Source organism: Paenibacillus sp. NPDC058174 (genome assembly GCF_042883865.1).
Lineage (GTDB): Bacteria > Bacillota > Bacilli > Paenibacillales > Paenibacillaceae > Pristimantibacillus.
Window position 1 is genome coordinate 143416 of sequence record NZ_JBHVUY010000006.1, and the last position, 25677, is coordinate 169092.

At 51.7% G+C, this 25677-nt stretch carries 24 protein-coding genes; 19 read left to right on the top strand and 5 right to left on the bottom strand.

Annotated features, from left to right (window positions below; genetic code table 11):
* The first annotated feature begins 44 nt into the window (after positions 1 to 44).
* Entirely contained in the window at positions 45 to 425 is a 381-nt protein-coding gene (locus ACFVVF_RS23910) for an Asp23/Gls24 family envelope stress response protein (protein WP_387814976.1), read from the top strand.
* A 112-nt stretch (positions 426 to 537) separates the two neighbouring features.
* Here the strand turns inward: ACFVVF_RS23910 and ftsW are convergent, their stop codons facing one another.
* Positions 538 to 1725: a putative lipid II flippase FtsW gene (ftsW, locus tag ACFVVF_RS23915; RefSeq protein WP_387814978.1), complete on the bottom strand. Its 1188-nt coding sequence runs from the start codon at positions 1723 to 1725 to the stop codon at positions 538 to 540.
* A 1-nt stretch (position 1726) separates the two neighbouring features.
* Positions 1727 to 2071, bottom strand: a complete 345-nt coding sequence (locus ACFVVF_RS23920) for a YugN family protein (RefSeq protein ID WP_387814979.1) — start codon at positions 2069 to 2071, stop codon at positions 1727 to 1729.
* A gap of 230 nt (positions 2072 to 2301) precedes the next feature.
* Here ACFVVF_RS23920 and ACFVVF_RS23925 point away from each other — a divergent pair, with 230 nt between their 5' ends.
* From ACFVVF_RS23925 to ACFVVF_RS23965, 9 genes are all read left to right on the top strand, one after another.
* Positions 2302 to 3498, top strand: coding sequence for a M20 family metallopeptidase (locus ACFVVF_RS23925; RefSeq protein ID WP_387814981.1), 1197 nt, complete (start codon positions 2302 to 2304; stop codon positions 3496 to 3498).
* Positions 3499 to 3573: 75 nt separating this feature from the next.
* Entirely contained in the window at positions 3574 to 3996 is a 423-nt protein-coding gene (locus tag ACFVVF_RS23930) for a CBS domain-containing protein (protein WP_387815090.1), read from the top strand.
* Positions 3997 to 4149: 153 nt separating this feature from the next.
* Entirely contained in the window at positions 4150 to 5838 is a 1689-nt protein-coding gene (locus ACFVVF_RS23935; protein ID WP_387814983.1) for a DNA repair helicase XPB, read from the top strand.
* Between the two features lie 25 nt (positions 5839 to 5863).
* Complete coding sequence (locus ACFVVF_RS23940; protein ID WP_387814984.1) at positions 5864 to 7795, top strand: helicase-associated domain-containing protein; 1932 nt, start codon at positions 5864 to 5866, stop codon at positions 7793 to 7795.
* Between the two features lie 83 nt (positions 7796 to 7878).
* Positions 7879 to 8367, top strand: coding sequence for a YlbF/YmcA family competence regulator (locus tag ACFVVF_RS23945; RefSeq protein ID WP_387815092.1), 489 nt, complete (start codon positions 7879 to 7881; stop codon positions 8365 to 8367).
* A 54-nt stretch (positions 8368 to 8421) separates the two neighbouring features.
* Positions 8422 to 8685: a YlbG family protein gene (locus ACFVVF_RS23950; protein WP_202903132.1), complete on the top strand. Its 264-nt coding sequence runs from the start codon at positions 8422 to 8424 to the stop codon at positions 8683 to 8685.
* Between the two features lie 187 nt (positions 8686 to 8872).
* Positions 8873 to 9310, top strand: a complete 438-nt coding sequence (locus ACFVVF_RS23955) for a hypothetical protein (RefSeq protein WP_042160090.1) — start codon at positions 8873 to 8875, stop codon at positions 9308 to 9310.
* Positions 9311 to 9433: 123 nt separating this feature from the next.
* Complete coding sequence (locus ACFVVF_RS23960) at positions 9434 to 10345, top strand: selenium metabolism-associated LysR family transcriptional regulator (protein WP_387814987.1); 912 nt, start codon at positions 9434 to 9436, stop codon at positions 10343 to 10345.
* Positions 10336 to 11232 carry a PHP domain-containing protein gene (locus tag ACFVVF_RS23965; protein ID WP_387814989.1) on the top strand — a complete coding sequence of 299 codons (897 nt, stop codon included), beginning with the start codon at positions 10336 to 10338 and terminating at the stop codon, positions 11230 to 11232. Before ACFVVF_RS23960 ends, ACFVVF_RS23965 begins: the two co-directional genes overlap by 10 nt.
* 302 nt (positions 11233 to 11534) lie before the next feature.
* Here ACFVVF_RS23965 and ACFVVF_RS23970 read toward each other — a convergent pair whose 3' ends face one another.
* The 3 genes from ACFVVF_RS23970 to ACFVVF_RS23980 all read right to left on the bottom strand — a co-directional run bounded on the left by ACFVVF_RS23970 (position 11535) and on the right by ACFVVF_RS23980 (position 14898).
* Positions 11535 to 12440: an IS3 family transposase gene (locus tag ACFVVF_RS23970; protein WP_387814991.1), complete on the bottom strand. Its 906-nt coding sequence runs from the start codon at positions 12438 to 12440 to the stop codon at positions 11535 to 11537.
* A 29-nt stretch (positions 12441 to 12469) separates the two neighbouring features.
* Complete coding sequence (locus tag ACFVVF_RS23975) at positions 12470 to 12793, bottom strand: transposase (protein WP_387814992.1); 324 nt, start codon at positions 12791 to 12793, stop codon at positions 12470 to 12472.
* Between the two features lie 263 nt (positions 12794 to 13056).
* Positions 13057 to 14898, bottom strand: coding sequence for an Rqc2 family fibronectin-binding protein (locus ACFVVF_RS23980; protein ID WP_387814994.1), 1842 nt, complete (start codon positions 14896 to 14898; stop codon positions 13057 to 13059).
* 154 nt (positions 14899 to 15052) lie between these two features.
* Between ACFVVF_RS23980 and ACFVVF_RS23985 the strand changes: the two genes are divergently transcribed.
* From ACFVVF_RS23985 to ACFVVF_RS24025, 9 genes are all read left to right on the top strand, one after another.
* A complete protein-coding gene (locus ACFVVF_RS23985; RefSeq protein WP_387814996.1) occupies positions 15053 to 17848 on the top strand; it encodes a calcium-translocating P-type ATPase, SERCA-type in 2796 nt (931 codons plus the stop codon).
* Positions 17849 to 17978: 130 nt separating this feature from the next.
* Positions 17979 to 18809, top strand: coding sequence for a diaminopimelate epimerase (gene dapF, locus ACFVVF_RS23990; RefSeq protein WP_387814998.1), 831 nt, complete (start codon positions 17979 to 17981; stop codon positions 18807 to 18809).
* Between the two features lie 13 nt (positions 18810 to 18822).
* A complete protein-coding gene (locus ACFVVF_RS23995; protein WP_387814999.1) occupies positions 18823 to 20748 on the top strand; it encodes a bifunctional homocysteine S-methyltransferase/methylenetetrahydrofolate reductase in 1926 nt (641 codons plus the stop codon).
* Between the two features lie 322 nt (positions 20749 to 21070).
* On the top strand, positions 21071 to 21331 hold the full coding sequence (gene remA, locus ACFVVF_RS24000) for an extracellular matrix/biofilm regulator RemA (protein WP_005548256.1): 261 nt from the start codon (positions 21071 to 21073) through the stop codon (positions 21329 to 21331).
* A 13-nt stretch (positions 21332 to 21344) separates the two neighbouring features.
* On the top strand, positions 21345 to 21962 hold the full coding sequence (gene gmk / locus ACFVVF_RS24005) for a guanylate kinase (protein WP_042160124.1): 618 nt from the start codon (positions 21345 to 21347) through the stop codon (positions 21960 to 21962).
* A gap of 16 nt (positions 21963 to 21978) precedes the next feature.
* Positions 21979 to 22188, top strand: a complete 210-nt coding sequence (gene rpoZ / locus ACFVVF_RS24010; protein WP_387815002.1) for a DNA-directed RNA polymerase subunit omega — start codon at positions 21979 to 21981, stop codon at positions 22186 to 22188.
* A gap of 173 nt (positions 22189 to 22361) precedes the next feature.
* A complete protein-coding gene (locus ACFVVF_RS24015; protein ID WP_387815004.1) occupies positions 22362 to 22592 on the top strand; it encodes a hypothetical protein in 231 nt (76 codons plus the stop codon).
* Between the two features lie 568 nt (positions 22593 to 23160).
* Entirely contained in the window at positions 23161 to 23244 is an 84-nt protein-coding gene (locus tag ACFVVF_RS24020) for a putative holin-like toxin (protein ID WP_367649592.1), read from the top strand.
* Positions 23245 to 23583: 339 nt separating this feature from the next.
* Positions 23584 to 25653, top strand: a complete 2070-nt coding sequence (locus ACFVVF_RS24025; RefSeq protein ID WP_387815006.1) for a bifunctional aldolase/short-chain dehydrogenase — start codon at positions 23584 to 23586, stop codon at positions 25651 to 25653.
* Positions 25654 to 25677: the final 24 nt, after the last annotated feature.

Here is a 25677-nt window from a genome sequence, read left to right on the forward strand (position 1 = left end):
ATCCAGTACAATGAACATATATGGCAAATTGAGGAGTGAATAACATGACCGAGGACCTTCAAACCGGCATTATCCGTATTTCAGACGATGTAGTTGCAACGATTGCGGGACTCGCAGCACTAGAGACTCCGGGAATTGCCGCGATGTCCGGCGGGATTTCCGAAGGATTGGCTAAACGACTGAGCGGGAAAAATGTGCAAAAGGGCGTTTCGGTGGAAGTCGGCCAGCTGGAAGCTGCGATTGATCTTCGTATTATCGTCCATTATGGCATTCCCATTCAAGAGGTATGCCGCCAACTTCAGCTCAATGTACGTGAATCCGTTGAAAATATGACCGGCCTCCATGTCGTCGAAGTGAACGTAAAGGTGGAAGGCGTAGCCTTTAAGGAAGAAGAGACAACGGAAGAATCAAACCGGCTCAAATAGTGTTTCCTAGCAGGGCTTGCGGTATGACAAAGAATCGTTCCACAAGCCCCTAATTCATTTTAAATGTCATGAAAAAAAGGTATCTTCCGTCTTAAATCGGAAGATACCTTTTTTATATCCGGCTTCTCATTACGGTTGGACTCGGCCGTTTTGGACGTTCCTGCTTGTTATGCTCTCGCGATATGCTAAGCAGGATGCCGACGCTCATCAAACAGACGAATAATGAGGTGCCCCCGGCGCTGATGAACGGCAAGGTGACGCCCGTTAACGGTATCGTTCCGGTGACACCGCCGATGTTGATGAACGCCTGGATGCCAATGCTGGCGACAATGCCGACGCCAACGATCGTACCGTATTGATCAGGGCAGCGCAGTGCAACGATCAAGCCTCTCCATAAGAACAGCAGGTAAGTCAGAATAAATAAGGCCGAGCCAAGGAAACCGAATTCCTCCGCAATGATGGAGAAAATAAAATCATTGTACGGATAGGTTAGATAGTGAAGCTTCTGAACGCTTTCCCCAAATCCTGCTCCGGTAAACCCGCCGTGTCCAAGCGCCTGTAAGGAAGAAACGAGCTGAAGGCCTGTGTTTTCCTTATCCGCTAATGGATCGAGGTAGGCGGTAAACCTCGCGATCCGGTATGCCCAAACTTCAGGAGGCTGGAAGGCCATCGATAGACTTACAACCACCGTCAGAATAATACCGATAATCGAGCCTGCCATAAAGATGTGCTTTAAATTGGCGCCGCCTGCGATAATCATAACGATTGCTGTAGCCGCCAATATCATACAAGAGCCCAGATCCGGCTGCAGCATGATGAGGCCGCAAATAAAGCCGACGATGATAAGAACAGGCAGCAGCCCTTTTTTGAAATCGCGAAACTTCTCGTCCTTCTTGGATATCAGCGAGCCCAGATACAAAATAAGCGCCAGCTTGGCCAACTCCGTAGGCTGTATGCGCAAGGGCCCGATCGGCAGCCAGCTGCTCGCACCATTGATTGGGGTCGTGAAGGGTACGATAATAAGCATGATCAGCACAGGTATGAACAGGAAGATGAAGCCTTTCTTATAGAACTTATAAGGCAGGTTCATAAGAAACAGCATCGCGAACACGCCTAATACCGCCCATAGCAGTTGTTTCTTAAGGAAATAGAAAGCATCATTGTTGAATTTCTGAGCAACTAAGGCGACGTTGGAGCTCGCGCTGAATACCATCACGAGCCCAAAGCCGGCTAGCAGTATCGCAAGGATGAGAAGCAGAAAGTCTGGTCGTCCACGACTGCCGTTCTGCGTGTTTCCCATATTACGCAAGCAGCTGCTTCAGCTGTTCCAGCTTCTGATTCGCGATGCTCATAATCGGTTCTGGAATTGGGGATTCGTATTCCATGCCGTGCGGGAACGTTGCTTTTCCAATGTATAAGGCTTCAATAGCCAATACGGCATGCGGGTTCTCAAGCTTGCCTTCTACGGCACGTGTGTTGATGCGCACGAAGTATTCAGAGTTGGTCGCGCGGTCTTCCAGTTTCAAATCGTATGTAGCGCGGTAGTATTCCCATTGCCAACGAACGAAGCCGAGCTGCTCCGCGGAATCGTCCAAATGCGAGAGCTCGCTTTGAACACCGTCAAGGCCTGTATTGTTAATAATCATTGTAGTTCCTCCTTATAATTCGTAAGCGTAGGTGAATTGGACGTACTTTGTACATTCTTTTCCCATGATAGTATGTTTCCCCAGTCTGTGCAACCCTTACTCCGTCCTATAATCTGCAATGTACGTGACAGATTGACGAAATGTAGGAAAGCTGGACAGCAATGCGATAATCCGCTTTCTCTTTGGCGCCCGCTTCTGGTAAAATGGAATGAAAAGGAGGTTTGCAGAAAATGAAGACAAGCGGCGAACGTCATGAACGGCTGCAGCGTCTTTACCCGGACATGATCCGGTGGCGCAGATATCTCCATCAGTATCCGGAGCTGTCTTATAAGGAGACAGAAACATCGAAATGGATTGCCAAACAATTAAGAGCTTTCGGTTGCGAGGTGAGGGAAGGGGTTGGGGGATACGGCCTCATTGCTACGGTCAGAGGAGCATTGTCCGGACCAGCCATCGCCCTCCGTGCCGATATAGATGCCTTGCCGATTCAAGATGAGAAAGATTGCGAATATGCATCCAAAATTCCAGGCGTCATGCATGCTTGCGGGCATGACGGCCATACAGCTGCGTTGCTTGCTGCGGCCAGCTTCTATCAGGAGCAGGCGGCAAGCCTAGCCGGTGAAAGACGTTTTCTGTTCCAGCCTGCTGAAGAAGTAACGCCTGGCGGCGCTTTGAACATGATTAGAGATGGTGCACTAGACGGCGTAGATGCGATCTATGGCGTGCATCTCTGGTCGCCGCTGCCATATGGTCAGATTTCGACCAAGGAAGGCGCATTCATGGCTTCCGCCGACGAGTTTACCCTCGATATTATCGGTGCGGGCGGTCACGGCGGCATGCCGCATCATACAGTAGATACAATCGTGGTTGGCTCAGCACTCGTACAAGCCGTACAGTCCATCGTTAGCCGAAGCGTGAATCCGCTTGAACCGGCTGTCGTGACGATCGGCTCGTTCCAAGCAGGCTCGACGAACAACGTGATTGCTGACCGCTGCCGTATGAAAGGGACGGTTCGTGCGTTTGACGAAACGACAAGGACGCTTATTCATAATCGGTTGAAAGCTGTCATCCACTCGACCTGTGAAATGTACGGGGCAGATTATGAGCTCGACCTTCGGATCGGTTACCCGCCAGTTGTCAATGACGAGCGGGAAGCGGCACGCTGCTTGGATGTAGCCGAGCAGCTGTTCGGCAGCTCTGCCGCCGTTTATGCTGATGCGGTAATGGCGGCAGAAGATTTTGCCTACTATTTGAAAGAAAAGCCTGGCTGCTTTATGTTCGTTGGCGCTCGCAACGAGGAGACGGGAGCCAACTATGCGCATCATCATCCGAAATTTGATCTGGATGAGCGTGCCATGATACATTCCGCTGAGATGCTGATTGGCATGGCGGAAAGTTTTGCCGAGGAATGGCTCGGCAGCCGCTAGGGTAAGTTAAGGGCGATATGACCTTATCAACCTTAGGAGGGTTGCCAGTTGAACAACAGATCGATCAGGCAGCTTATGTCCACTGATTGTGTCACGGCGACGCTTCAGGACAACGTGTATGAGCTCGCCGTATTAATGAAGCGTCATGATATCGGCTTCGTTCCCATTGTAGAAGGCTCCAAGCTGATTGGCGTCGTGACGGACCGCGATCTGGTCGTCAGAGGTTATGCGGAGAAGCATTCCGGCTCTACGGAGGTAGCGACGGTGATGACCCGAGAGGTGAAGACGATTAGTCCTGAGGAGACTGCAGATGAAGCGGCGAGAATAATGGCGAATAACAAAATTCGCAGGCTTGCCGTCGTTGAGGATGGCCATTTGATCGGTATAGTGGCGATTGGAGATTTGGCCGTTCGCGATATATTCGTTCACGAAGCAGGGGAATCCTTAAGCGAAATTTCCGAACAGGCTGCTGATACGGGGCAGCTATCACATCATTGAGCAACTGCCATACTATAGAAGAACAGGAGTATTCCGAACGCGGAGGTCGGTATGCTCCTGTTCTTCTTTTTGTGTGCAGCAAAGCATAAAAACGGTCCGATAGCTTCATAATTAGAAGTGAGACAGCAGCGGAGAGTTTTCCTAGACCATACGATGAAGAAGAAACGGGGGATCGCCATGCTGGAAAGTCAGGACGGACCGCTCATTATACAATCGGATATGACGGTGCTGCTCGATAATATGCACCCTATGTCTGAGGAAGCGAGAGATCAGCTTGGCTTGTTTGCGGAAATGCTGAAGAGGCCCGGCAACTGGCATACTTACCGGATGACTGCATTAACCTTATGGAATGCCGCAGCCGGAGGTATGAGAGCAGATGATGCAATTGCAGTATTAACCCGTTACGGGCGCTATGGCTTGCCGGCTTTCGCGGAATCGAGCATTAGAAGATTAATGGACCGCTATGGCAAGCTGCGTATGGAACATCGCGACGAACGGCTGCTGCTTTGCGGGAGCTCGGAGCTTCTGGATGAGCTTCTGGAAAAGAAAGAGCTGGAGCCATGGCGCAAGACGAGAGCGGGCAGCGAAGAGCTGGAGGTGCGCCCCGAAGACAGGGGGATGCTGAAGCAGGAATTGACCCGGTTAGGATACCCGGTCGTCGATCTGGCGGGATACCATGCGGGCGAGTCATTGACGGTAGAGCTAAGATCAGCGACCCGGCAGGGCAAGCCTTTTGCGCTGCGGGATTATCAGCAGCAAGCCGTCGAGCGCTTTTATAGGGAAGGAACGGTTCAAGGCGGGAGCGGCGTCATCGTATTGCCCTGCGGAGCGGGGAAGACGATCGTTGGTATCGCAGCGCTTGTCCAGCACCGGAGTGCAGCGCTCATATTAACCTCTAATGCCACGTCGGTTAAGCAGTGGAAGGAAGAGCTGCTGGACAAGACGACACTGCAATCCTCCGATGTCGGCGAGTATACAGGGGTGACCAAGCAGGTTCGGCCGATCACGATCGCAACCTATCAGATTTTGACCCACCGCAAATCGAAAGATGAGCTGTTTCGTCATATGAAGCTGTTTTCGGAGCGGGACTGGGGGCTCATTATTTACGATGAAGTTCATCTTCTGCCGGCTCCCGTATTTCGAATGACGGCGGAGATTCAGGCGACACGGCGTCTTGGCTTAACGGCAACGCTGGTCCGCGAAGACGGCTGCGCGGAGGATGTTTTTTCGCTGGTTGGGCCTAAGCAGTATGATCTGCTGTGGAAATCGGTGGAAGCGAGGGGGCATATCGCAGCTGTTACTTGTACAGAAATTAGAGTCCCTCTCGATCAGGGCATTAACGAGCTGTACCACAGCGCTGAAAATAAAGCCAAACTTCGGCTCGCCTCCGAGAATCCCGGCAAGCTCGCAGTGATCAAGCGGCTGCTTCAACGGCATGAAGGTACTCCCACACTCATTATCGGCCAGTATTTGCAGCAGCTGCACCGGATAGCGGAATCGCTGGACGTTCCGGTCATAACTGGCGAATTGCCGATACAGGAGCGGCAGCAGCTCTATGACCGCTTCCGGGCTGGCGACGTTCCGGTGCTGGCTGTATCGAAGGTCGCTAATTTTGCTGTCGATTTGCCAGATGCAGCGGTTGCGATCCAAGTCTCCGGAAGCTATGGTTCCAGGCAGGAGGAAGCGCAGCGGATCGGCCGGATTCTTCGTCCCAAGCAGGGGAGGAATGAGTCTTGGTTCTATACCATTGTGAGCGATGGCACGAATGAGACGGAGTTTGCGCTGAGAAGACAGCTTTTTATGGTGGAGCAAGGCTATCACTACGAGCTTGAAAAAGGGTAATGAGAAGAAAGGAGCCGCTTGATACATGGACGTAAAACAGCTGTCGAAGCGGATTTCGGCCGGCAAGCAAGCGGAATTCATGGAAGCTGCCGTGTGGCAGCCGGCTGCCCAAGCGGGGCTGCGATGGCCGGATGCCGCCGTGAATGCTCATTATATGGAGCTCGCTGCCGGGTTATTAAGCAGTGGAGCTCGAGCCGTGTTCCGAGCGCTGCTTGCCAGATACGGCCCGGCTCCGGTTCTGGAAGAACATTTGCTGCGCGAAGGCCCGGCAGATGCAGGGTTGTCTCGTGCGGAATTCCGGTTCGGGATGAATGAGCTGCTGCAGGGCGGCTTATTGTTCGCTGCCCGCCGGAGCTGGGGGGAGCGTTATTATTTTACGGCATTGGACAGTTTCCGGGTTTGGCTGAACTGTGTAATGCCTGTTACTGTTCCTCCTATTACAAACAAAGACGGACGGCTGGAAATGGCGGAGGAGCCTGCTATGCCGTTAGGCAGGCAATTGCTTGCATCATGGACGGAGCTGGCTCGTTGCGGTCTGGAATTAACGGCAAAAGGCCAGCTTGCCAAAAGAACCGTCCAAAAAGCGGGTCAGCCGCTGGCTGCTGCCAATGCCCCGCTTGCGAGACTTGGTTCGGTCAGCGGAGATTTAGGCGCCAGCTATCCGCTGGGACTAGCATTGGCGCTAGAAATTGCTAGACGCTTGGAATTGCTGGTGCCTCAGCAGAAGGTGCTGGTCTGGCAGACAGCGGCATTATCCGAATGGATGGGGATGCCGGCATTGCTTCGTGAATCTATGCTGCATGAATGGTGCATGCAGCACTTAGCTGCCCAGAAGCCGCACGCTGCACACGCAGCAGCCGTTTTAAGCGGTCTGGAAGCGGGTAAATGGTATGAAGAGAGGCAGCTGACAGGGCAGCTGCTGGAATTGCTGCAAAGGCCGCAGCACGGAGGGGAGTCCCCGCCGTTATCCTTATTATGCGGTTGGGAGGAATGGGTGGAGCTTTTACTAGCTTTCGGCTGGCTGGAGCGGGCGCAATCTCCGGCCGGACCGGTGCTGCGATGGCGGATCGAGCCGCTGAGCAGCAGGGCAGCTGCTTCACATGAAGCTTCTGCCGGTCCGCTTCGTTCAGCGCCTGTTATCGTAGAACCCAACGGAGACGTGATTGCCTTCCCTCACAGCAGCTTTACGCTATTATGGGAGCTTGAGCTTATCGGAGAGCGCGTATCCTCCGCTGACCGTCTGACCGTCTACCGGCTTAGTGCAGCATCAACAGCCAGGGCGTTAAAGCAGGGGCGGACGCTTGAATCTATTCTATTGTTTTTGCAGGAGGCCTCCGGCATGGAGCTGCCGCCGCTTGTCCGGTCATGCTTGGAGGACTGGACGTTTTCTTCCGGACAGAATGAAGGGAGTGAGCCAAGGCTCACCGAATCCAAACCGGAAATAGAGTCAGGGACGAATTTAGAATTAAAGCCAGAATTAAAGTCCGAATTAAAGTCAGAATCGAATTCTTTACCAGAGCCGTCCCGAAGTTTTCCTATTCTGGACGTTAACCTGGAAGGAAGATATCAGGAGACCATTCCGCCGGGGCCATCTTCAGGAATGCTGTATAATGGCTGGCTGGAGCAGCGCTTCGAGCTGCTTGAGGAGGATGGCCTGCAGCAGCCTTTTCCCGAGCTGGAGCGCGTCCCTGTAAGCTGGGTGAAGCAGTTTCGCGCCTATCATCACTCTACGAAAAAAGAAATGCTGGAGCGTGCATTGTCCTGGCATTCGCCGGTTCAACTGAGGATAGCAGGCGACCTGCTCGCATTCGTGCCGGACAAGCTGGAGCAGGAGGGGAGCGGCTGGGCCGTGTCCGGCTGGCTTCGAGAGGAAGAGCGGCAGCGGCAGGTAACGCTGACCCCCGATATGTGGGAGGAAATGAAGCTTGTTCTGCCGGGCATGAACGGGTTTCTGTAAAATGGTATCTATTCGCTTAAGTATTATGATATGATAGTAATGAAGTAAGCGAATTGAGAAGAGGTGAATAAATGCCCAATGCTATGAGGGTTTCTGCCTACACGCCAGAACAATCGTACGATGCTAGCGGCGTTTCTTCGCTCGATATGGCGTCGCTGCTGCTTAGCGCGTATGAGCTGGGCGATTCGATCAATCAATCGGCGGAGGTTGCCGAATATTTATATTGGAAAGATGCTGTCAACCGTGATGTTCAGGTGCAGCAGAAGATGAAAGAGTTCGCGAAGGCGAGGGAGCTTTATGAGGAATGCCAGCGGTTCGGGCGTTTCCATCCTGATTTCCACGCTGCCAGGGGGAAAGTGAAGGAAATCCAGCGCGAACTGGACGAGATAGAATCTGTCGCCAAGTTCAAGGCGGCTGAGCAGGAAGTCGATACGATGCTGTTTGAAGTATCGCGGCTTATCGCGGAATCGGTTTCGGAGACGATCAAGGTCCCGAGCAACGAAGGCACTGGTAAGGGCGGGGGTTGCGGAAGCGGCGGTTCCTGCGGCTGTGGAAGCGGCGGCTGCGGCTAGAAGGAAAGCTGCCTGGCAGCCGAAGTTGAAAAGATCTTACGGAGGGAAGAGATGTTGTTAGCCGAACGAACGGGATATATCATTTGGGTCAGCGATCTGAAAGCGGCCAGAAACTTAGATAAATATGGCACGGTCCATTATATGTCACGCAAAATGCATTATGTCGTCATGTACATGAATGCAGAGCGGGCGGAGGATGCAGTGCGCAGCATCGGGCGTCTTCCATTTGTCCGCAAGATTGAACGATCCTACCGTAATGAGCTTAAGACCGAGTACACCAAAGATAACGATGACAAAACGCGTTTTTACAGCATGTAGTAATCGTACAGTAACAACAGGAAGACGGTTTGAAGGTGAAAGATTGCCGGAAAACCGTCTTCTTTTTTCATATAATTACATTTTATTACAATATTGGTGCGGCTTTATTTTAATGTTGAAAAATCGGACAATCATGGTAAAATAATAGTAAAATAGGCCTGGTTCTTTGGAAGGGGTGTGGTTTGTAATGAAGGACAAAGTGACTAAAAGATGGAACACCTACGAAACATTTTATATCGATTTGGGCGATAAAAAAGTAGCGGACATCGTCATCACGAACCACGCGAGGAGCCGTTGGTCTGATCGCGTAGAAACCGAGAAGACCGGGTATGAGGATATTGCAGAATTTCTCTGGGAATGCCTGAAGAAAGAACGGGTTAAGCCCTATTACCGCAACGAACAGGACGTTTATTTAATCGATGACGATCTTGTGTTTGTAGCCGAGTTTACGGTGTCGGAGAATGATACGGACCTGCTCGGAAACCCGCTACATAAAATGATTATCGTTACTTTCCTTGGACGAATGTCGGAAACGATTGAACTGCGGGATCTGAAATCTTACTATTCCTGGCTGCGCCACTCCAGAAGAATGACATTAGTGAAGAACAGCAGAAAACGAAAATAAATGTTAAAAAATGTATAAATATTATAAAGGTGTGACTCGGATTTTTTCGGGTCACGCCTTTTTGATTCGCCTATTTGCGGCCTTGTAGTATAATAGGCGTCATAAGAGAGGGTGGTCGCACAGATGGCGCTTAATTTTCATCAGCTGCATATTTTTTACACGGTTGCGGAACGGGGAAGCTTCTCGGCGGCAGCAGGCGCGCTGCATATGACCCAGCCTGCCGTAACGATGCAAGTGCAGTCGCTTGAAGACTATTTCGGGACAAAGCTGCTGCTCCGCTCGACGAAGCGAATCGATTTGACGGAAGCCGGCAAGGCGCTGATGCCTTACGCCCGGCGCAGTATCGAGCTTATTCGTGACACCGATCAGGCGATGTCAACGTTTACGAGGCAGCTGAAAGGAAAGCTGCAGCTTGGTGCAAGCTTGACGATCGGCGAGTATATTTTGCCCCGGCTTCTTGGGCCTTTTGGCACGGAATTTCCTCATATTACAATAAGCATGAAAGTTATAAATACGGCACAGATTATGGAAGACATTTTGAATCATCAATTGAATTTCGGTCTGATTGAGGCGCCGGTTAACCATCCGGATATGCATATGGAAGCGGTGATGAGCGACGAGCTGAAGCTGATTGTGCCCAAGGGCCATCCGCTAGCCGGGCGTACGGACGTTATGCTGGACGAGGTTGCGGATTATCCGTTCGTTCTCCGCGAGCAAGGCTCGGGAACCCGTCTTGTTATGGAGGAGCAGCTAAAGCGCAAAAATATCGACCCGGCCGATCTGAAAATTGTTATGGAGCTGGGAAGCACTGGCGCAGTCAAATCAGCGGTTGAAGCGGGGCTGGGTATCTCCTTTCTGTCGGCATCCTCAGTCAAACATGAGGTAGCGCTTGGACTTCTTCATATCGTACCGATCCATAACGTAAGGTTCAGACGGCAGTTTTATTCCATCTATCTGAAATCGGCTGTGCTGCCGATTTCTGCGGTGACGTTTCTAACCTTTTTGAGAGAGAGGGATCTGCAACAATGGCTGTAGCAAGCAACGGAAAAGCGGATTTGCATACGCATACAACAGCGTCGGACGGCACCCGGCCGCCTGCTGCTAATGTAAGGCTGGCAAAAGAGGCAGGATTGGCGGCGATCGCCATTACCGACCATGATACGATGGCGGGCGTAGAAGAGGCGATTGCCGAAGGGGAACGAATCGGTATAACCGTCGTACCGGGGGTAGAGCTGAGCACAGTTGCCGAGGGGCGTGATATTCACATTCTCGGGTACTACACGAATTGGCGTGATGCGCTATGGCAGGAGCGGCTTGCCGGACTGCGCGGCACAAGAGACCAGCGCAATGAAATGATCGTTGAGCGGTTGGTACAGCTCGGTGTGTCTATCACGATGGATGAAGTGATACAAGCTGCGTCATTAGAGGGAGATGGCGCTGCCAAGGGCAAGAGTGACGTTTCGGACAGGGCTGCCGGAAAGACCATAGGCCGTCCTCACATCGCAGCGGTGCTGTTGAATAAAGGCGTCGTAGCAACGATGAAAGAAGCGTTTGATCTTTATTTGGCGGAAGGCGCAGCGGCCTATGTGAATCCGCCCCGGCTTCATCCCTTTGAAGCGATAGAATGGATTAAGGAAGCAGGCGGAACGAGCGTCATCGCGCATCCGGGACTATACGGCGATGATGAACTGGTTGAGAAGATAGTTCGCCGCGGCATTGAAGGCATTGAAGCCTATCATTCAGATCACGATGCCGAGGCAGAAGCGCGTTATGTACAGATGGCGAAGCGCTACGGCCTGTTTGTGACAGGCGGCTCGGACTATCACGGCGAGCGGCAGGGCAAAGTGTTCCACGGCGCAATCGGCAGCCGGACGGTCGACGCAGACGTGCTGCAGCAGCTTGATAAGCGGGTAAGGGAATAGGCGCTCGGGGTTTGGCCGCAGACGTGCGTGATGGTACCTCGAGTCGGGTGGCGCGCGCTGTGTGGCGGTAATAGCTGGAGCCAGCAGGCGGTATCAGAATTAATCAAAGTTGCTTTTATAGCAGCTCGGTTGTGCCTCATGAAGTCTCTAACAGACAGGTGTCAAAATGCAAAAGTGCATTTTGATTGCTGGATTTTAGCTCAAAACAGGCTTCAAAATGCAAAAACGGTTAGACCCCCGTAATCCGGAGTTTTACCCTACAAATAACAGGTGCTTGAAGAAAAGCTCATTATTTCATGCTATTACATGGCTTTGTGAAAAGCCGAAGCATCCTCCTGTGTCTTGATCCACTTCGAAAACACAACTGGCGGCATCTGTTTTAAACTTCCATGCATCCTGCGATGATTGTAAAAATCCATATACGTATCGAGGGCTTCATACGCCTCTTCAAAAGTCATAAACACTCGTTTCCGGAACAAATCCCTTTCAAGTATGCTGTGAAACGATTCGATGTAGGCATTCAGGTCCGGTGTCCGCGGTGGTATACGTTCATGGATCAAATCAATGCTCTCACATGTATCACCGAACAGCTTACTAATAAACTGTGGACCGTTATCCGTCCGAACGACAGGCATGGCTTCGCCTGTTTGAATGCGGGACGCCAACGCCCGTCCTAGTGTTTGAACGACATGTTTCGCTTCACAGGCCGATCCGCGATACTGCCCCACGATGACGCGATCAAACACATCAATGATGCTCAGTACGAAAAAGAAACGTTCCTGTCCGATCACGTAGCCATACTTAATATCCATCTGCCACAGCTGATTCGAGCCGGTAACAACCCGATTCCGCGGCAGTCTGCGGGGATGCGTTTGAACGCGTTCCCTCGGTTTTTGAAGAATACCTAACTCTTTGCACAGACGATACGCCTTTTTCTTGTTCAAGATGAGACCAGACCGATCTCGTATGCATTTTGCTAAAAGCTTGTAACCATAGACATGCTCTTCACCTTCAAGAAGCTCCAGCAGCCATTCTTTTATTTGGTCATCATGAATTTGCTCACCAGTGACGGTTAAGGAGTATCCCGGTACAGGACGTCCTTTTGAAGGGGAGAGAGGATGATCCTCGCCCCCGGCTTGAGCTGCACGCTTCTTACGATCGTAGTACGTAGATTCCGCTATATTCAGTACGCGTAGAACCCAGGCCACGGCTATACCCTGCTTAACGAATACTTCGGCTACTTCAAGTTTTTCAGATAAGCAGGGTTTTTCTTTTTTAGCAGCTCCCGTAGAATTTCGTTTTCGAGCTCCTTCTCACCAAGTGCTTTAATAGCTTTCTCATATCGTTCTTCTACTTCCTGTAGGCGTTGAACTTCTTGTACATATTCATCGGTCTGAGGAATTTCCTCTGGCGGAACGGAATCGCGATGATCCCTGACCCATAAACGTATGCTTTCTGGATGAACGTCATACATGCGTGCTAGTACCCCAATCTTAATGCCAGCTAACGCTTCTCGAACAATTTTCATGCGTGTTTCTTCTTTCAGTCTTTTGCCACCCATACCGAATCATCTCCCTTTTCTTTATTTTATTTTATTTGAATAGGGAAACTCCAGTTTAAATAAGGGGCCTTGAGGAAAATACATCTGAAATCGCGAAAAAAGGCCGAAACGACTCGTTTCGGCCTTTTTTAACTGCACTTTTGCATTTTGATGGTGTATTTGAGCCGTTTAGGGCAGCACAAACTGTATTTTTACATTTTGAGATAGCGGGGAGCACTTTGTGTGATAAAAGATTAGGATTACGCTCGACCCCTTTTAGCATGTTAGTTAACGCTGCGGGAAGGCAGCTGTTTCAGACGTTGTTCATCTGGCGTGATGAACAGCGTTTTCTGATGGTCATAGATGACAAAGCCTGGCTTGGCACCGCTTGGCTTGCGAACGTGGCGGATGAACGTGTAGTCCACCGGAACGAGGCTCGACGAGCGCGCCTGGCTGAAATGGGCGGAGAGCATTGCAGCTTCCTCCAGCGTAGCATCGCCGAAGTCGCCTCCGCGGATGACGACGTGCGAGCCGGGAATATCTTTGGTATGGAGCCACGTATCTGCCGGAGAGGCAAGCCGGTTAGTCAAGTATTCGTTTTGCGTATTGTTTTTGCCGACATAGATCTGCGCTCCCTCGGAGGAAGTGTAGCAGAGCAGAGTAGGGCGCGCTGGCTTTTTCTTTTTCGGTCCGCGCTTAGCCCGGTCTCTTAGATAGCCTTGCTCTACTAGCTCCTCACGAATTTCTTCAATATCGGAGAGTGAGGCATTGTCGAGCTGCTGCAGCAGCGACTCCAAATATTGAATTTCCGATTGCGCCAGCTCCATCTGTTCGCCAACAATCGCGATGCTGTTTTTATGCTTCGTATAGCGTCTGAAATATCGCTGGGCGTTGTCTGATGGAGTCAGCTGCGGATCGAGCTCGATTTTGACCGTTGCCTGCTCTTCATGATAGAAGTTCACCAGCTCCACCGACTTATCGCCCCGCTGGATTTGGTGCATATAGGCGGTTACCAGCTCGCCAAGCACACGGTATTTATCCGCATCCTTAGCTTCTTCCAGCGTATCTTGGAGCTTATCGATTTTTTTCGTGTTTTTCACTTTTTCGTTTTGGACGAAACGGATGAGGTCAGCGACGCGCTGCTTCACAGTATCCCGTTCTGCTTTGTCGCCGTAATAAGCCTCTAGACATTCGCTGACCGTTTCGAAACGCTCAACTTCACCCTCAACATGAGTCAGCTCCGTTACGGAGAAGAAAGATTTGCCCTTGGCATCGGTCACGATGTTCGGCGCATAGCTTCCCGTCCGAATTTGCTCCGTAAAGCGGGAAAAGCTTTCCCAGAGGCTAACTCCTTGACTCTCGGAACGGAAGACGAGCTCTTTCGCCAGCAGCGGACTAAGTCCGCTGAAGGCTTGGACGAGCTGCTGCTGCGGCGTCAAGGCAGCTGAAGCTGATTGCGCTGCACGCTCCGCAGAAAGCGCCGCTTGCTCTGGCGATGAAACGGAACGTCCTACTTGCTCTGGGCGCCCCGACTCCGCACCATCAGCCGCTTCCGCTTGCTCGCGGCCGTTTAGCGCCGACCAAAATTGCTCCTCACTGCGGATCGCCAACGGATCGACTTTGCCCTGATCGGGCGGCGCCGTGTAGCGGCTGCCTGGCATCACGATACGGAAGCTGCTGATCGCCGGCGTTACATGATGAATGCCGTCATGAATATTGCCGGTACTTGGATCAAGCAGAATAACGTTGCTATGCCGGCCCATAATTTCGATAATGATCGTCTTTGCAGACACGTCACCGAGCTCATCCCGGTGGCGGACGTCGATATGAATAATTCTTTCCCGTCCGATTTGCCGGACCCCTTCGATCACTGCGCCTTCACAATGCTTGCGAAGCAGCATGCAGAACATCGGAGCTTCCAGCGGATTCATATAGGATGCGTTCGTCCAATGAACGCGGGGGTAAGTCGGGTTGGCGGATAGAAGCAGCTTGCCGGGATTGCTGCCTCCGCGGATGCCGAAGACAAGGTCATTGTCCGTCGGCTGATGGATTTTATGAATGCGGGCGCCGATGCTGCGTCCCAGTTCTTCTACGATTGCATGTATAACAATGCCGTCTAATGCCATGGCTTATGTATCTCCTTTGTGAGCCGTATTCTCCTATCATGCCATAGTTGGGCCAAAAACTTAAGCCCTGTTGGGATATTTCGCAGGTTGTCCGAATACATTTAGGCTTGAGAGGCTGTCCGAGGGCGCTCGGCATTAACGGGAGGGAGTCACGATGGAACAAAAGAAATGGCACCAATTAGGGAAGAGCGAGCTGGCGGAGACGCTGGGGAGCTCGCCAGAGCAGGGATTGTCCCTGGCGGAAGCGGCGGAGAGGCTTGCCGCGCACGGGAGAAACGAGCTTGCCGAGGGCAAAGGGGTATCGCCGATTCTTCTTTTTCTGAACCAGTTCAAAGATTTCATGGTGCTTGTGCTTATGGGCGCAACTCTTATATCGGGGCTGCTGGGTGAATATCTGGATGCGATTACGATCGTGCTCATTATTTTGCTGAATTCAGTTCTTGGCTTCGTGCAAGAGTTTCGTGCGGAAAAATCGCTTCATGCGCTCAAAGAGCTGTCTGCCCCGATGGCCAAAGTACTGCGCGGAGGACAGCAGCTTGCGCTAGCGGCTAAGGAGTTAGTAGCAGGCGATATCGTCTTGCTGGAGAGCGGTGACCGGATTCCGGCTGACATCCGGCTGCTGGAGGCCAACAGCTGTTACATTGAAGAATCGGCATTAACGGGAGAATCCGTACCGGTTGGCAAGCATGCAGCGGCAATCCAAGATGAAGAGCTGCCGCTTGGCGATCAGCGCAACCTTGGATTTATGGGGACGATGGTGACGCGCGGCACAGCCAAAGGGATCGTCGTTCGCACCGGCATGAACACCGAAATGGGCAAAATCGCAGGGCTAATCGATGAGACGGAGTCGATGGAAACACCATTGCAGCACCGGCTGGAGCAGCTTGGCAAAATATTGATCGTCGTAGCAGTTGCCTTAACGATTGTAGTCGTAATAGCGGGTATCATGCACGGCCAGCCGGCATATGGCATGTTCCTGGCAGGGGTAAGCTTGGCGGTTGCCGCCATTCCGGAAGGCCTCCCGGCTATCGTCACTATTGCACTGGCGCTGGGCGTACAACGGATGATCAAGCGCAAAGCAATCGTCCGCAAGCTGCCGTCGGTAGAGACGCTAGGCTGCGCCTCCGTTATTTGCTCCGACAAAACGGGTACGCTGACGCAGAATAAAATGACCGTCACCCATATTTGGATGAGCGGAAGACAGCTGAATGTTACGGGCGAGGGATATGACATTAACGGAGGCGCTTTTGAGGAAGGCGCTCCTGTTGATCTCAAGCAGGATACGAGCTTAAGAAGGCTGCTGCATATCTCTGCGCTTTGCAATAATGCGGTGTTGTACAAGGAAGAGGTTGCGGCGGATGCCAATGGGAAGAAAAGAAAAAGCAAGGAACCACAGCATGAATGGGTAATGAAAGGTGATCCGACGGAAGGCGCGCTGGCCGTTCTGTCCACCAAGCTGGGCCAATCGGCTAAGTCGCTGGAAGGACTCTACAAACGGGAAAAGGAATTTCCGTTCGATTCCGACCGCAAGCTGATGTCGGTACTCGTCTCGCATCAAGGCGGCCGGCTCGTCTATACGAAAGGCGCGTCTGATGTACTGCTGGATCACTGCAATTATGTGCTATGGGAAGGTAAAGTTACGCCGTTCACAGCTACACTGAAGCGCAAATGCGCGGAAGCGGCGGAGGAAATGGCGCAGTCTGCGCTTCGCGTTCTCGGCATGGCATACCGTGATCTTCGCAGCACAGACGCTTGCGAGAATGAGCGGGATGCAGAAAGCCAGCTGGTCTTCGTCGGCATGACAGGAATGATCGATCCGCCGCGCAAAGAAGCGCGTGAGGCCATTGCGACTTGCCGCCGTGCGGGTATCAAGACCGTGATGATTACGGGCGATCATCAATTGACGGCAGAAGCGATCGCGGGACAGCTTGGCATTATGCCTCGCGGCGGGTTGTCGTTCAGCGGGCGTCAAATTGAGCAGATGACAGACGAGCAGCTGGACCGCGAGGTCGACAACGCCTACGTCTATGCCCGGGTATCGCCGGAGCACAAGCTTCGTATCGTAAAATCGCTTCAGCGGCAAGGGCATGTCGTCGCCATGACCGGGGACGGTGTTAATGATGCACCTGCGATCAAGGCGGCAGATATCGGAATTGCAATGGGCATCACCGGTACCGATGTATCCAAAGAGGCGTCTGCACTCGTTTTGAGCGACGATAACTTTGCCACCATCGTGTCTGCAATTGAGGAAGGGCGAAGCATTTACGAGAACATTCGCAAGTTCATCCGCTATCTGCTCGCATCCAATGTAGGTGAAATTTTGACGATGTTTCTGGCCATGCTGGCGGGCTTGCCCCTGCCGCTCGTTCCGATTCAGATTCTTTGGGTCAATCTCGTCACCGACGGCTTGCCGGCAATGGCGCTTGGCGTTGATCAGGCAGAGAAGGATTTAATGCAGCAGAAGCCACGTTCTGCTAAAGAAAGCATTTTCGCCAGGCGGCTTGGCTGGAAAATTATCAGCCGCGGCTTGCTGATCGGCATTTGTACGCTTGGCGCGTTCTGGATTACGCTCCGTGAGGCCCCGGGCGCGCAGCAGCTCGTTAAGGCGCAGACGGTTTCTTTTGCAACCTTAGTGCTGGCTCAGCTCATCCATGTGTTTGACTGCCGCAGCTCACGCTCGATTTTCCACCGTAACCCGTTCCAAAATAAGTATCTGGTGCTGGCTGTCCTGTCTTCGCTTATTCTGATGCTTGGTGTTGTATATATTGAAGCGCTGCAGCCAATCTTCAAAACGGTACCGCTGGGCTTCCGGGAATGGTGTCTCGTATTCGTAGCTGCAGGAATACCGACTTTCTTGATGGGAATTGGCAGCGTGATGGGCTCTAGAAAGCCAAAAAACAAACAAATTAATATGACGATGAAGCCGAATTCGCCGTTGCTTCGCCGCTAATCCAGCGTAAAAATGCAAATGATGATGTAAATTATGAATAGCGTTTCTCCCGGCTTTGCGGTATGCTAATAGGAAAAAATGATAGCTTTCCGGCTCTTGGAAAGCCGCAGCATAAGGGAGTGCGAATTCATTGAAATTTACTAAAATGCATGGATTAGGCAATGATTTCATCGTAGTTGCCGGTGAGCAGCAGCTTCCGGAAAACGCAGATCAGCTGGCGATTGAGCTTTGCAACCGGTTTTTCGGCATCGGCGCGGACGGTCTCGTATACATTCTGCCATCGGAAATCGCTGATTTCCGGATGCGCATCATCAACTCCGACGGCTCTGAGGCGGAGCAATGCGGCAATGCAATTCGCTGCGTCGCGAAATATGTCTATGACAATGGCTTGACTAATAAAGAAGAAATTACGATAGAGACACTTGGCGCTGGCGCGCAGCGGGTACAGCTGACAGTGGAAAGCGGCAAAGTGCAAACCGTCCGAGTGGACATGGGCGAACCGATTCTGAACGGTCTGCAGGTTCCGACGACAGTTGATGCCGAACAGGTTGTGGAGCATCTAGTAACAGTTGATGGCCGGGAGTTCCGCTTTACAGCGGTGTCGATGGGCAACCCGCATGCTGTCATTTATGTGGACGACGCGGTAAACTTCGATCTGGCCACATGGGGGCCGAAGCTGGAGACGCATCCGTTGTTCCCTCGTAAAATTAACGTAGAGTTCGTTACTGTAAAATCCCGCTCGCATACCGATATGCGCGTATGGGAACGCGGAGCGGGCCCGACTCTCGCTTGCGGTACAGGCGCTTGTGCAACCGTCGTGTCCTCTGTCTTGAACGGCTTGACGGATCGTACAGCGACGGTCTCGCTGAAAGGCGGGGACCTTCTAATCGAGTGGAATGAAGACGACAATCACGTCTATATGACAGGGCCGGCTGCGGAAGTATTCCGCGGCTCGCTGTAAGGCGGGCAGCCCTATGACAAATACGACGACGGAAAAAGTTAATTTAAGAGAAGCGCTGGGGCAGCGCATATTGACCGGAGACGGCGCGATGGGAACCTATCTGTATCAGATGGGGTTCCCTGTCGGCGTTTCATATGAGGAATTCAACATTCTGCGTCCCGATGTCATTGAGAATGTACACCGGAGATATTATGAGGCCGGAGCTCGCGTTATTGAGACAAATACATTCTCGGCCAATTTGGAGAAGCTGGCGATTTATGGACTCGATTCTGAGATGGAGGCCATCAACCGCGCTGGCGTTCGAATCGCCAGATCCGCTGCAGGCGACGATGCTTATGTCGTTGGCGCAGTCGGCTCGATCCGTGCCGGCAAGCTCAAAAACATCCGTACCGCCAAAGTAAGTGAAGCTTACGAGCGTCAGATGGATGCGATGCTTACAGAAGGCGTTGACGGCCTGATGCTGGAAACGTTCTATGATTATGATGAGATGATGCTTGCGCTGCGCATTGCCCGCAAATTATCGGCAGATGTGCCGGTCATCTGCCAATTTGCTGTAGAAGATGTCGGCCGCACACAGGACGGCACCGGCTTGAAGGAAGCGTTCGACCAGCTGCAGCTCGCTGGAGCCGATGTCGTAGGCTTCAACTGCCGCAGCGGTCCAAATGGCATTATGCGTGCTATCGACGCGATTTCCGGACCGGTGCAACTGCCGATGTCGATTTTCCCGAATGCCGGTATTCCGGATTATGTAGACGGCAAGTATACGTACTCGGCTGGTCCGGATTATTTTGCCGAGACAGCCCGCCGGTTTGCAGACCGCGGAGCCCGCATCGTTGGCGGCTGCTGCGGAACGACGCCGGAGCATGTGGCAGCAATGTCCGCCGCTTTGCTGGACTATGTACCTTCACTAGGAGGCAGCCAGGCAACTGCGGTTGCTGAACCGAAACAAGCCGAGACGATTATTGTAACGAAGCCTGCAGCTGCAAAACCGGAAGTAGCGGTTGTATCCGGTGCAGATACAGGAGACGGACAAGCCCAAGAACCGTCGCTCGTCGATCTGGTGAAGGAGCGCCATACCGTAATCGTGGAGCTTGATCCTCCGCGGGATCTCGATATCCGCAAATTTATGGATGGTGCGGCAGCTTTGAAGGCATGCGGCGCGGATGCGATCACAATGGCCGACAATTCGCTTGCTGTTACGCGTATGAGCAATTTGGCGCTTGGCGCGCTTGTGCAGGAAAAAATCGGCCTGCGTCCGCTCATCCATATCGCTTGCCGTGACCGTAACTTGATCGGTACGCAATCGCATATGATGGGATTAGATGCACTGGGCATTGATCATGTCCTCGCCGTAACAGGAGACCCGGCCCGCTTTGGCGACCTCCCGGATTCCAGCTCGGTATATGACCTGACCTCATTCGAAATGATTCGTATGATCAAGCAATTGAACGAAGGCATCGCCTTCTCCGGCAAGCCGCTGAAGCAAAAAGCGAGGTTTGTCGTAGGCGCCGCGTTCAACCCGAACGTGAAGCATCTGGACAAAGCAGTGCAGCGTCTGGAGCGCAAGATCAAATCCGGTGCCGATTATATTATGACGCAGCCGGTCTACGATCCGAAGCTGATTGAGCAGATCGCTGAGGCGACGAAGCATCTCGACATTCCGGTGTTTATCGGCATTATGCCGCTGGCCAGCGGCCGCAACGCTGAATATTTGCATAACGAGGTTCCCGGCATTCAATTGTCCGACGAAGTCCGCCAGCGTATGGCTGGCCTTGAAGGCGAAGCGGGACGGGCCGAAGGCGTCCGCATCTCCCAAGAGCTTCTTGACGAAGCGGTTAAGCATTTTAAAGGCATTTATTTCATGACACCGTTCATGTTCTATGATATGGCCGTTCAATTGACAGAGTACGTTTGGCAGAAGACGGGCGTGAGCCGTTAACTGCATTTTTGTCCGTGAAGAAGAGAAAACAGCCATTTTTCGCAGGAATTCGCTTTTTCTCTTGTTCGCAGACTCAAAATCAATTAAAATAGTTAGCAATGGACGGCTGCAGGCTGGCCTGTGTGCGTATACAGGATAGCAGCAGCTCGGAATCGGCAAGCGCTTGAAGCGCGCCGGGAGCGTATGCTCCGGACTTTTTTCGTCAACAATAGTGCAATGGTTCTGTCTTATATTGGCAAAGGTTCGGCTTCATCGTCCAAACCGATGTTCATCTTAATTTCATTCGAGCAGTTGCACGAGGAAGACCGGAGGGGGACCTTACTTGGCTATAAAACTTATTAATATCGGTTTTGGCAATATTGTTTCAGCAAATCGGATTATTTCGATCGTAAGCCCGGAATCGGCTCCGATCAAACGAATCATCCAGGAAGCGCGCGACCGTCATATGTTGATTGACGCGACATACGGCAGACGCACGCGTGCTGTCATTATTACGGACAGCGATCACGTTATCCTGTCGGCGGTGCAGCCGGAGACGGTCGCACATCGATTGTCGACCAAGGATGACGATAACGACGAATAGTACGGGGAGTTATATGGATAAGGGATTGTTAATTGTATTGTCGGGTCCTTCCGGCGTAGGCAAAGGAACGGTATGCTCGGTCCTGCGCGAGAAGATGCCTGATCTCGTGTACTCGGTGTCCGCTACAACGCGTACGCCAAGACAAGGGGAAATTGACGGCGTAAACTATTTTTTCAAATCGAGAGAGCAGTTTCAGGACATGATCGCACGCGATGCTTTGCTTGAGCATGCTGAATATGTCGGGAACTACTACGGTACGCCGCGTGATTTCGTGGAACGCACCCTTGCCAGCGGCAAGGATGTCATTCTGGAGATCGAGGTGCAGGGCGCGCTGAAGGTGAAAGAGAAGTTTCCGGAGGGCGTGTTTGTTTTTCTTATGCCTCCTTCGCTGGATGAGCTTAAACAGCGGATTACGGGCAGGGGAACAGAGACGCAGGATACAATCAATCACCGGATGACGGTTGCGGTTGAGGAGATTAACCTGCTTGGTCACTATGACTATGCAGTAGTTAATGATGAGATCGATGCCGCCTGCCACCGGATTCAAAGTATTATCGTAGCCGAGCACTGCCGCGGGGACCGTTATTTGGCCCATTTGGCAGAGCTGCCGACTCCGATCGAGAAAGCTTGAGACGAGGTGAAATATAATGCTATACCCTTCTATTGATGAAATGGTTAAAAAAGTCGACAGCAAATATTCTTTGGTCGTAGCAGCTTCCAGACGTGCCCGCATGCTGCGTAACGGTGAGAAATCGGAGCTTCGCACACCGAAATCCCGCAAATTCGTCGGCGTTGCCCTGGAAGAGATTTATCACGATATCGTTGTCGTGGAATCGAAAGAGGACAAACAACAATAATTGAGGAATGCCTTACAGGCATTCAGAGAACCCTTGCGTTTTTATGACGCAGGGGTTCTTTTTTTATTTATGAATCTGTTAATGGTATTGGCATGCTGCGCTAGTAAGAACCGTTGTAATGAGATTGAGGGCGGTCGCTGCTGGTTCGTTGCCGTTTCGTTGGGCACTGACCGATGACATGTGCCGCGATACAACCTGAAATAGGCCGACGATCAGGCTGGCGTCACCAGAAAAAGGCCAAGGATCGAGCAGGCACTGTTCAAAATGTAAAAGTACATTTTGATTTGCCGCAAACGGCCGAAAATCACGCTCAAAATGCAAAAGTGCATTTGAAATCGCTCGAAACCCTCTTGTTTGTACATTTTTGGCCGATCAACCTGCACATTTACATTTTGAAGCAATAAATCGTCAAAAAACCCCCTGACAACCTGCACTTTTACATTTTGATTCGCTTCAGACGAGCAAGCATGAGCTGTTTACGCAAATAATTGCGTTATTACGGAAATAAGCTCCGTTCGCGATGCATAAGGTGGATGGGTTTATTATGACTCGGTAAGAGAAGCGCCTTTGCGCTAGCGAAACATCAATGCGGGTAAATTCGGGCTTAGTCTTCTTGCCTTGTCCTGATTGGTGTGCTCCTAGTTATGGATTTTAGCTTTACCTTACTTATACGGGATGACTTGCTGCGGCAGGAGGGAGAGCGGAGCGTTTTGAGTTCGGGATGACTTTTTGCAGGTTCTATCCATTTATCATCGTGTAAGCGATGAGGGCTAATGGAACCAAGAATGGCAGCACGAACCAAAACGCGCAGCGATCCCAGGCAAGGCAATCGGTGCCACTGGTACAGCGACCAGAACAAAAAAGCGAATCATTGAAATCGCTTACAAAAATTGGTTCTTTTATTGTACATACAAGGCATATGATTTAGTACAATAGACAGCTTATTAGGGGTGGCGGGATGGGGGTGAGGACATGAGCGTGAATGAAGCCTTAATGTTAATGATTTCGTTCGCCACCTTGGTTGTTTCAATGTTAGCTTTTCGTCATAAGAAATAGACCCGCCCGGCGATGAACCGGTCTATTTTCTTATTCTAACGAACAACCGCCTCTAGCGCTGGCTGTTGAAGACAAGGGAGTCCGGCGGCAACCGGCTCCTTTTTTATTTTCCACTGTGAGCGTTCAGCCGGCCCGACTAAACGATTGACTCACACAAAAGTATCTTATTCATCGCGATACATAAATATTACCCATAAATTCGGGCAGGGAATGCCCGTTTGTTTTTGAAAAACATATATTCAAACATAAACAAATGTGTTATCATACAATCAAAGATAAACAAACAAAGAAATCATTCTATTCAATTAAAATCAAACATGAAACCGGAGGACAAACAACATGGTACAAAGTTTGTGGGAATCATCCAAAGCATCGCAGCTTGACGCAGGACTGGAGCAGCTCGTTTACCGTTCCAATATCATCGGCGCGGATCGCCGCGTATGCAACTGGGGCGGAGGCAACACATCCAGCAAAGTAGTCGTTAAAGACTTCCGCGGCCGTGATGTAGAAGTGATGTACGTGAAGGGCAGCGGCTCCGATCTGGCTTCGATGAAAGCGGGCAATTTTACAGGGCTGCGCATGGACGATATCCGTCCTTTGTTCGAGCGTCCGGAAATGTCCGACGAAGATATGGTCGCTTACCTGGTCAATTGCATGATTGATTCCAAACATCCGCGCGCTTCGATCGAAACGCTGCTCCATGCGTTCCTTCCGTTCAAGCATGTTGACCATACTCATCCGGATGCAATTATCAGTCTTTGCTGTGCGGATAACGGCAAAGCGGTAGCACGCGAAATTTTCGGCGACCGTTTCGTGTGGGTTCCATATGTACGTCCAGGCTTTACGCTTTCCAAAATGATTGCAGAGGGCGTGCTGGCTAACCCGAACGCCGAGCTGGTTCTGATGGAGAAGCACGGTCTCGTTACTTGGGGCGAAACACAAGAGGAATGCTATGCAAAAACGATTCAAATCATTAGCGAAGCAGAAGCATACATTGAGGCTCGTGTTGAGGAGTCCAAGCTGTTTGGCGGCGTGAAGCATGAAGCGCTTCCTGCGGACGTTCGCAGAAGCATTGCAGCGCAAGTGATGCCAACAATTCGCGGTGCGGTAAGCGATGCGAAAAAAATGATTCTGACCTTCGACGACGAAGCAGATGTGCTGCAATTCGTCGGCGGAAGCAAGTCGCTGGAGCTGTCTCAAGTTGGCGCAGCTTGCCCGGATCACCTTGTTCATACGAAGGTTGTACCGCTCTTCATCGACTGGACGCCAAACGCGGACGATATCGAAGGCTTGAAAGCAAAGCTGAAATCGGCTGTTGAAGCTTATAAAGAGCAGTACCAAGCTTACTTCGAGCGCAATAAGCATGAAGGCGACGTCATGTTCGAAGCAGCTCCTCGCGTTATTCTTATCCCGGGCGTTGGCATGATCAACACGGGCAAAAACTGGGCAATGTCCAAAGTAAGCGGTGCGCTCTACCACCGTGCAATTGCGGTTATGCGCGGTGCAACGGCGCTGGGCGAATTCGTCTCCTTGTCCGAGAACGAGTCCTATAACGTTGAATATTGGCCGCTTGAGCTTTACAAGCTGAGCCTGGCGCCAGCCGAAGCGGAATTCTCCCGCAAAGTGGCGTTCATTACCGGCGGAGCAGGCGGCATCGGAAGCGAAACAGCACGCCGTCTCGTATCCGAAGGCGCGCATGTCGTTCTGGCGGATCTTAATCTGGAAGGTGCGCAAAAGGTTGCAGCCGACATTAACGAGAAATACGGCGAAAACCGTGCGATCGCAGTGAAAATGGACGTAACGAGCGAAGAGCAGGTAGCGGCGGCTTATGCCGAAACGGCGATTGCTTACGGCGGCGTTGACATTATCGTTAATAATGCGGGCCTTGCAACTTCCAGCCCATTCGACGAAACTTCGCTGAAGGAATGGAACTTGAACATGAACGTGCTCGGTACAGGCTACTTCCTCGTTGCCCGCGAAGCGTTCAAGCTGATGAAAACGCAAGGAATCGGCGGCAACATGGTATTCATCGGCTCCAAAAACTCGGTATATGCAGGTAAAAATGCATCGGCTTACAGCGCGGCGAAAGCGCTCGAAGCGCATCTTGCACGCTGTATTGCGGCTGAGGGCGGCGAATTCGGCATTCGCGTCAACACGATTTTGCCGGATGCGATCCTGCAAGGCTCTGCGATCTGGAATGGAAGCTGGCGCAATGAGCGGGCTGCTGCTTATGGCATTGAGCCGGATCAGCTGGAAGAGTACTATCGTAAGCGTACGACATTGCTCGTTAACATCTATCCGAAGGATATCGCTGAAGGCATCGCGTTCTTCGCGTCCTCCAAAGCGGATAAAACGACAGGCTGCATGCTGACGATCGACGGCGGCGTTCCGGCTGCATTTACCCGCTAATCGAATAGACGGGAAATGATTCAA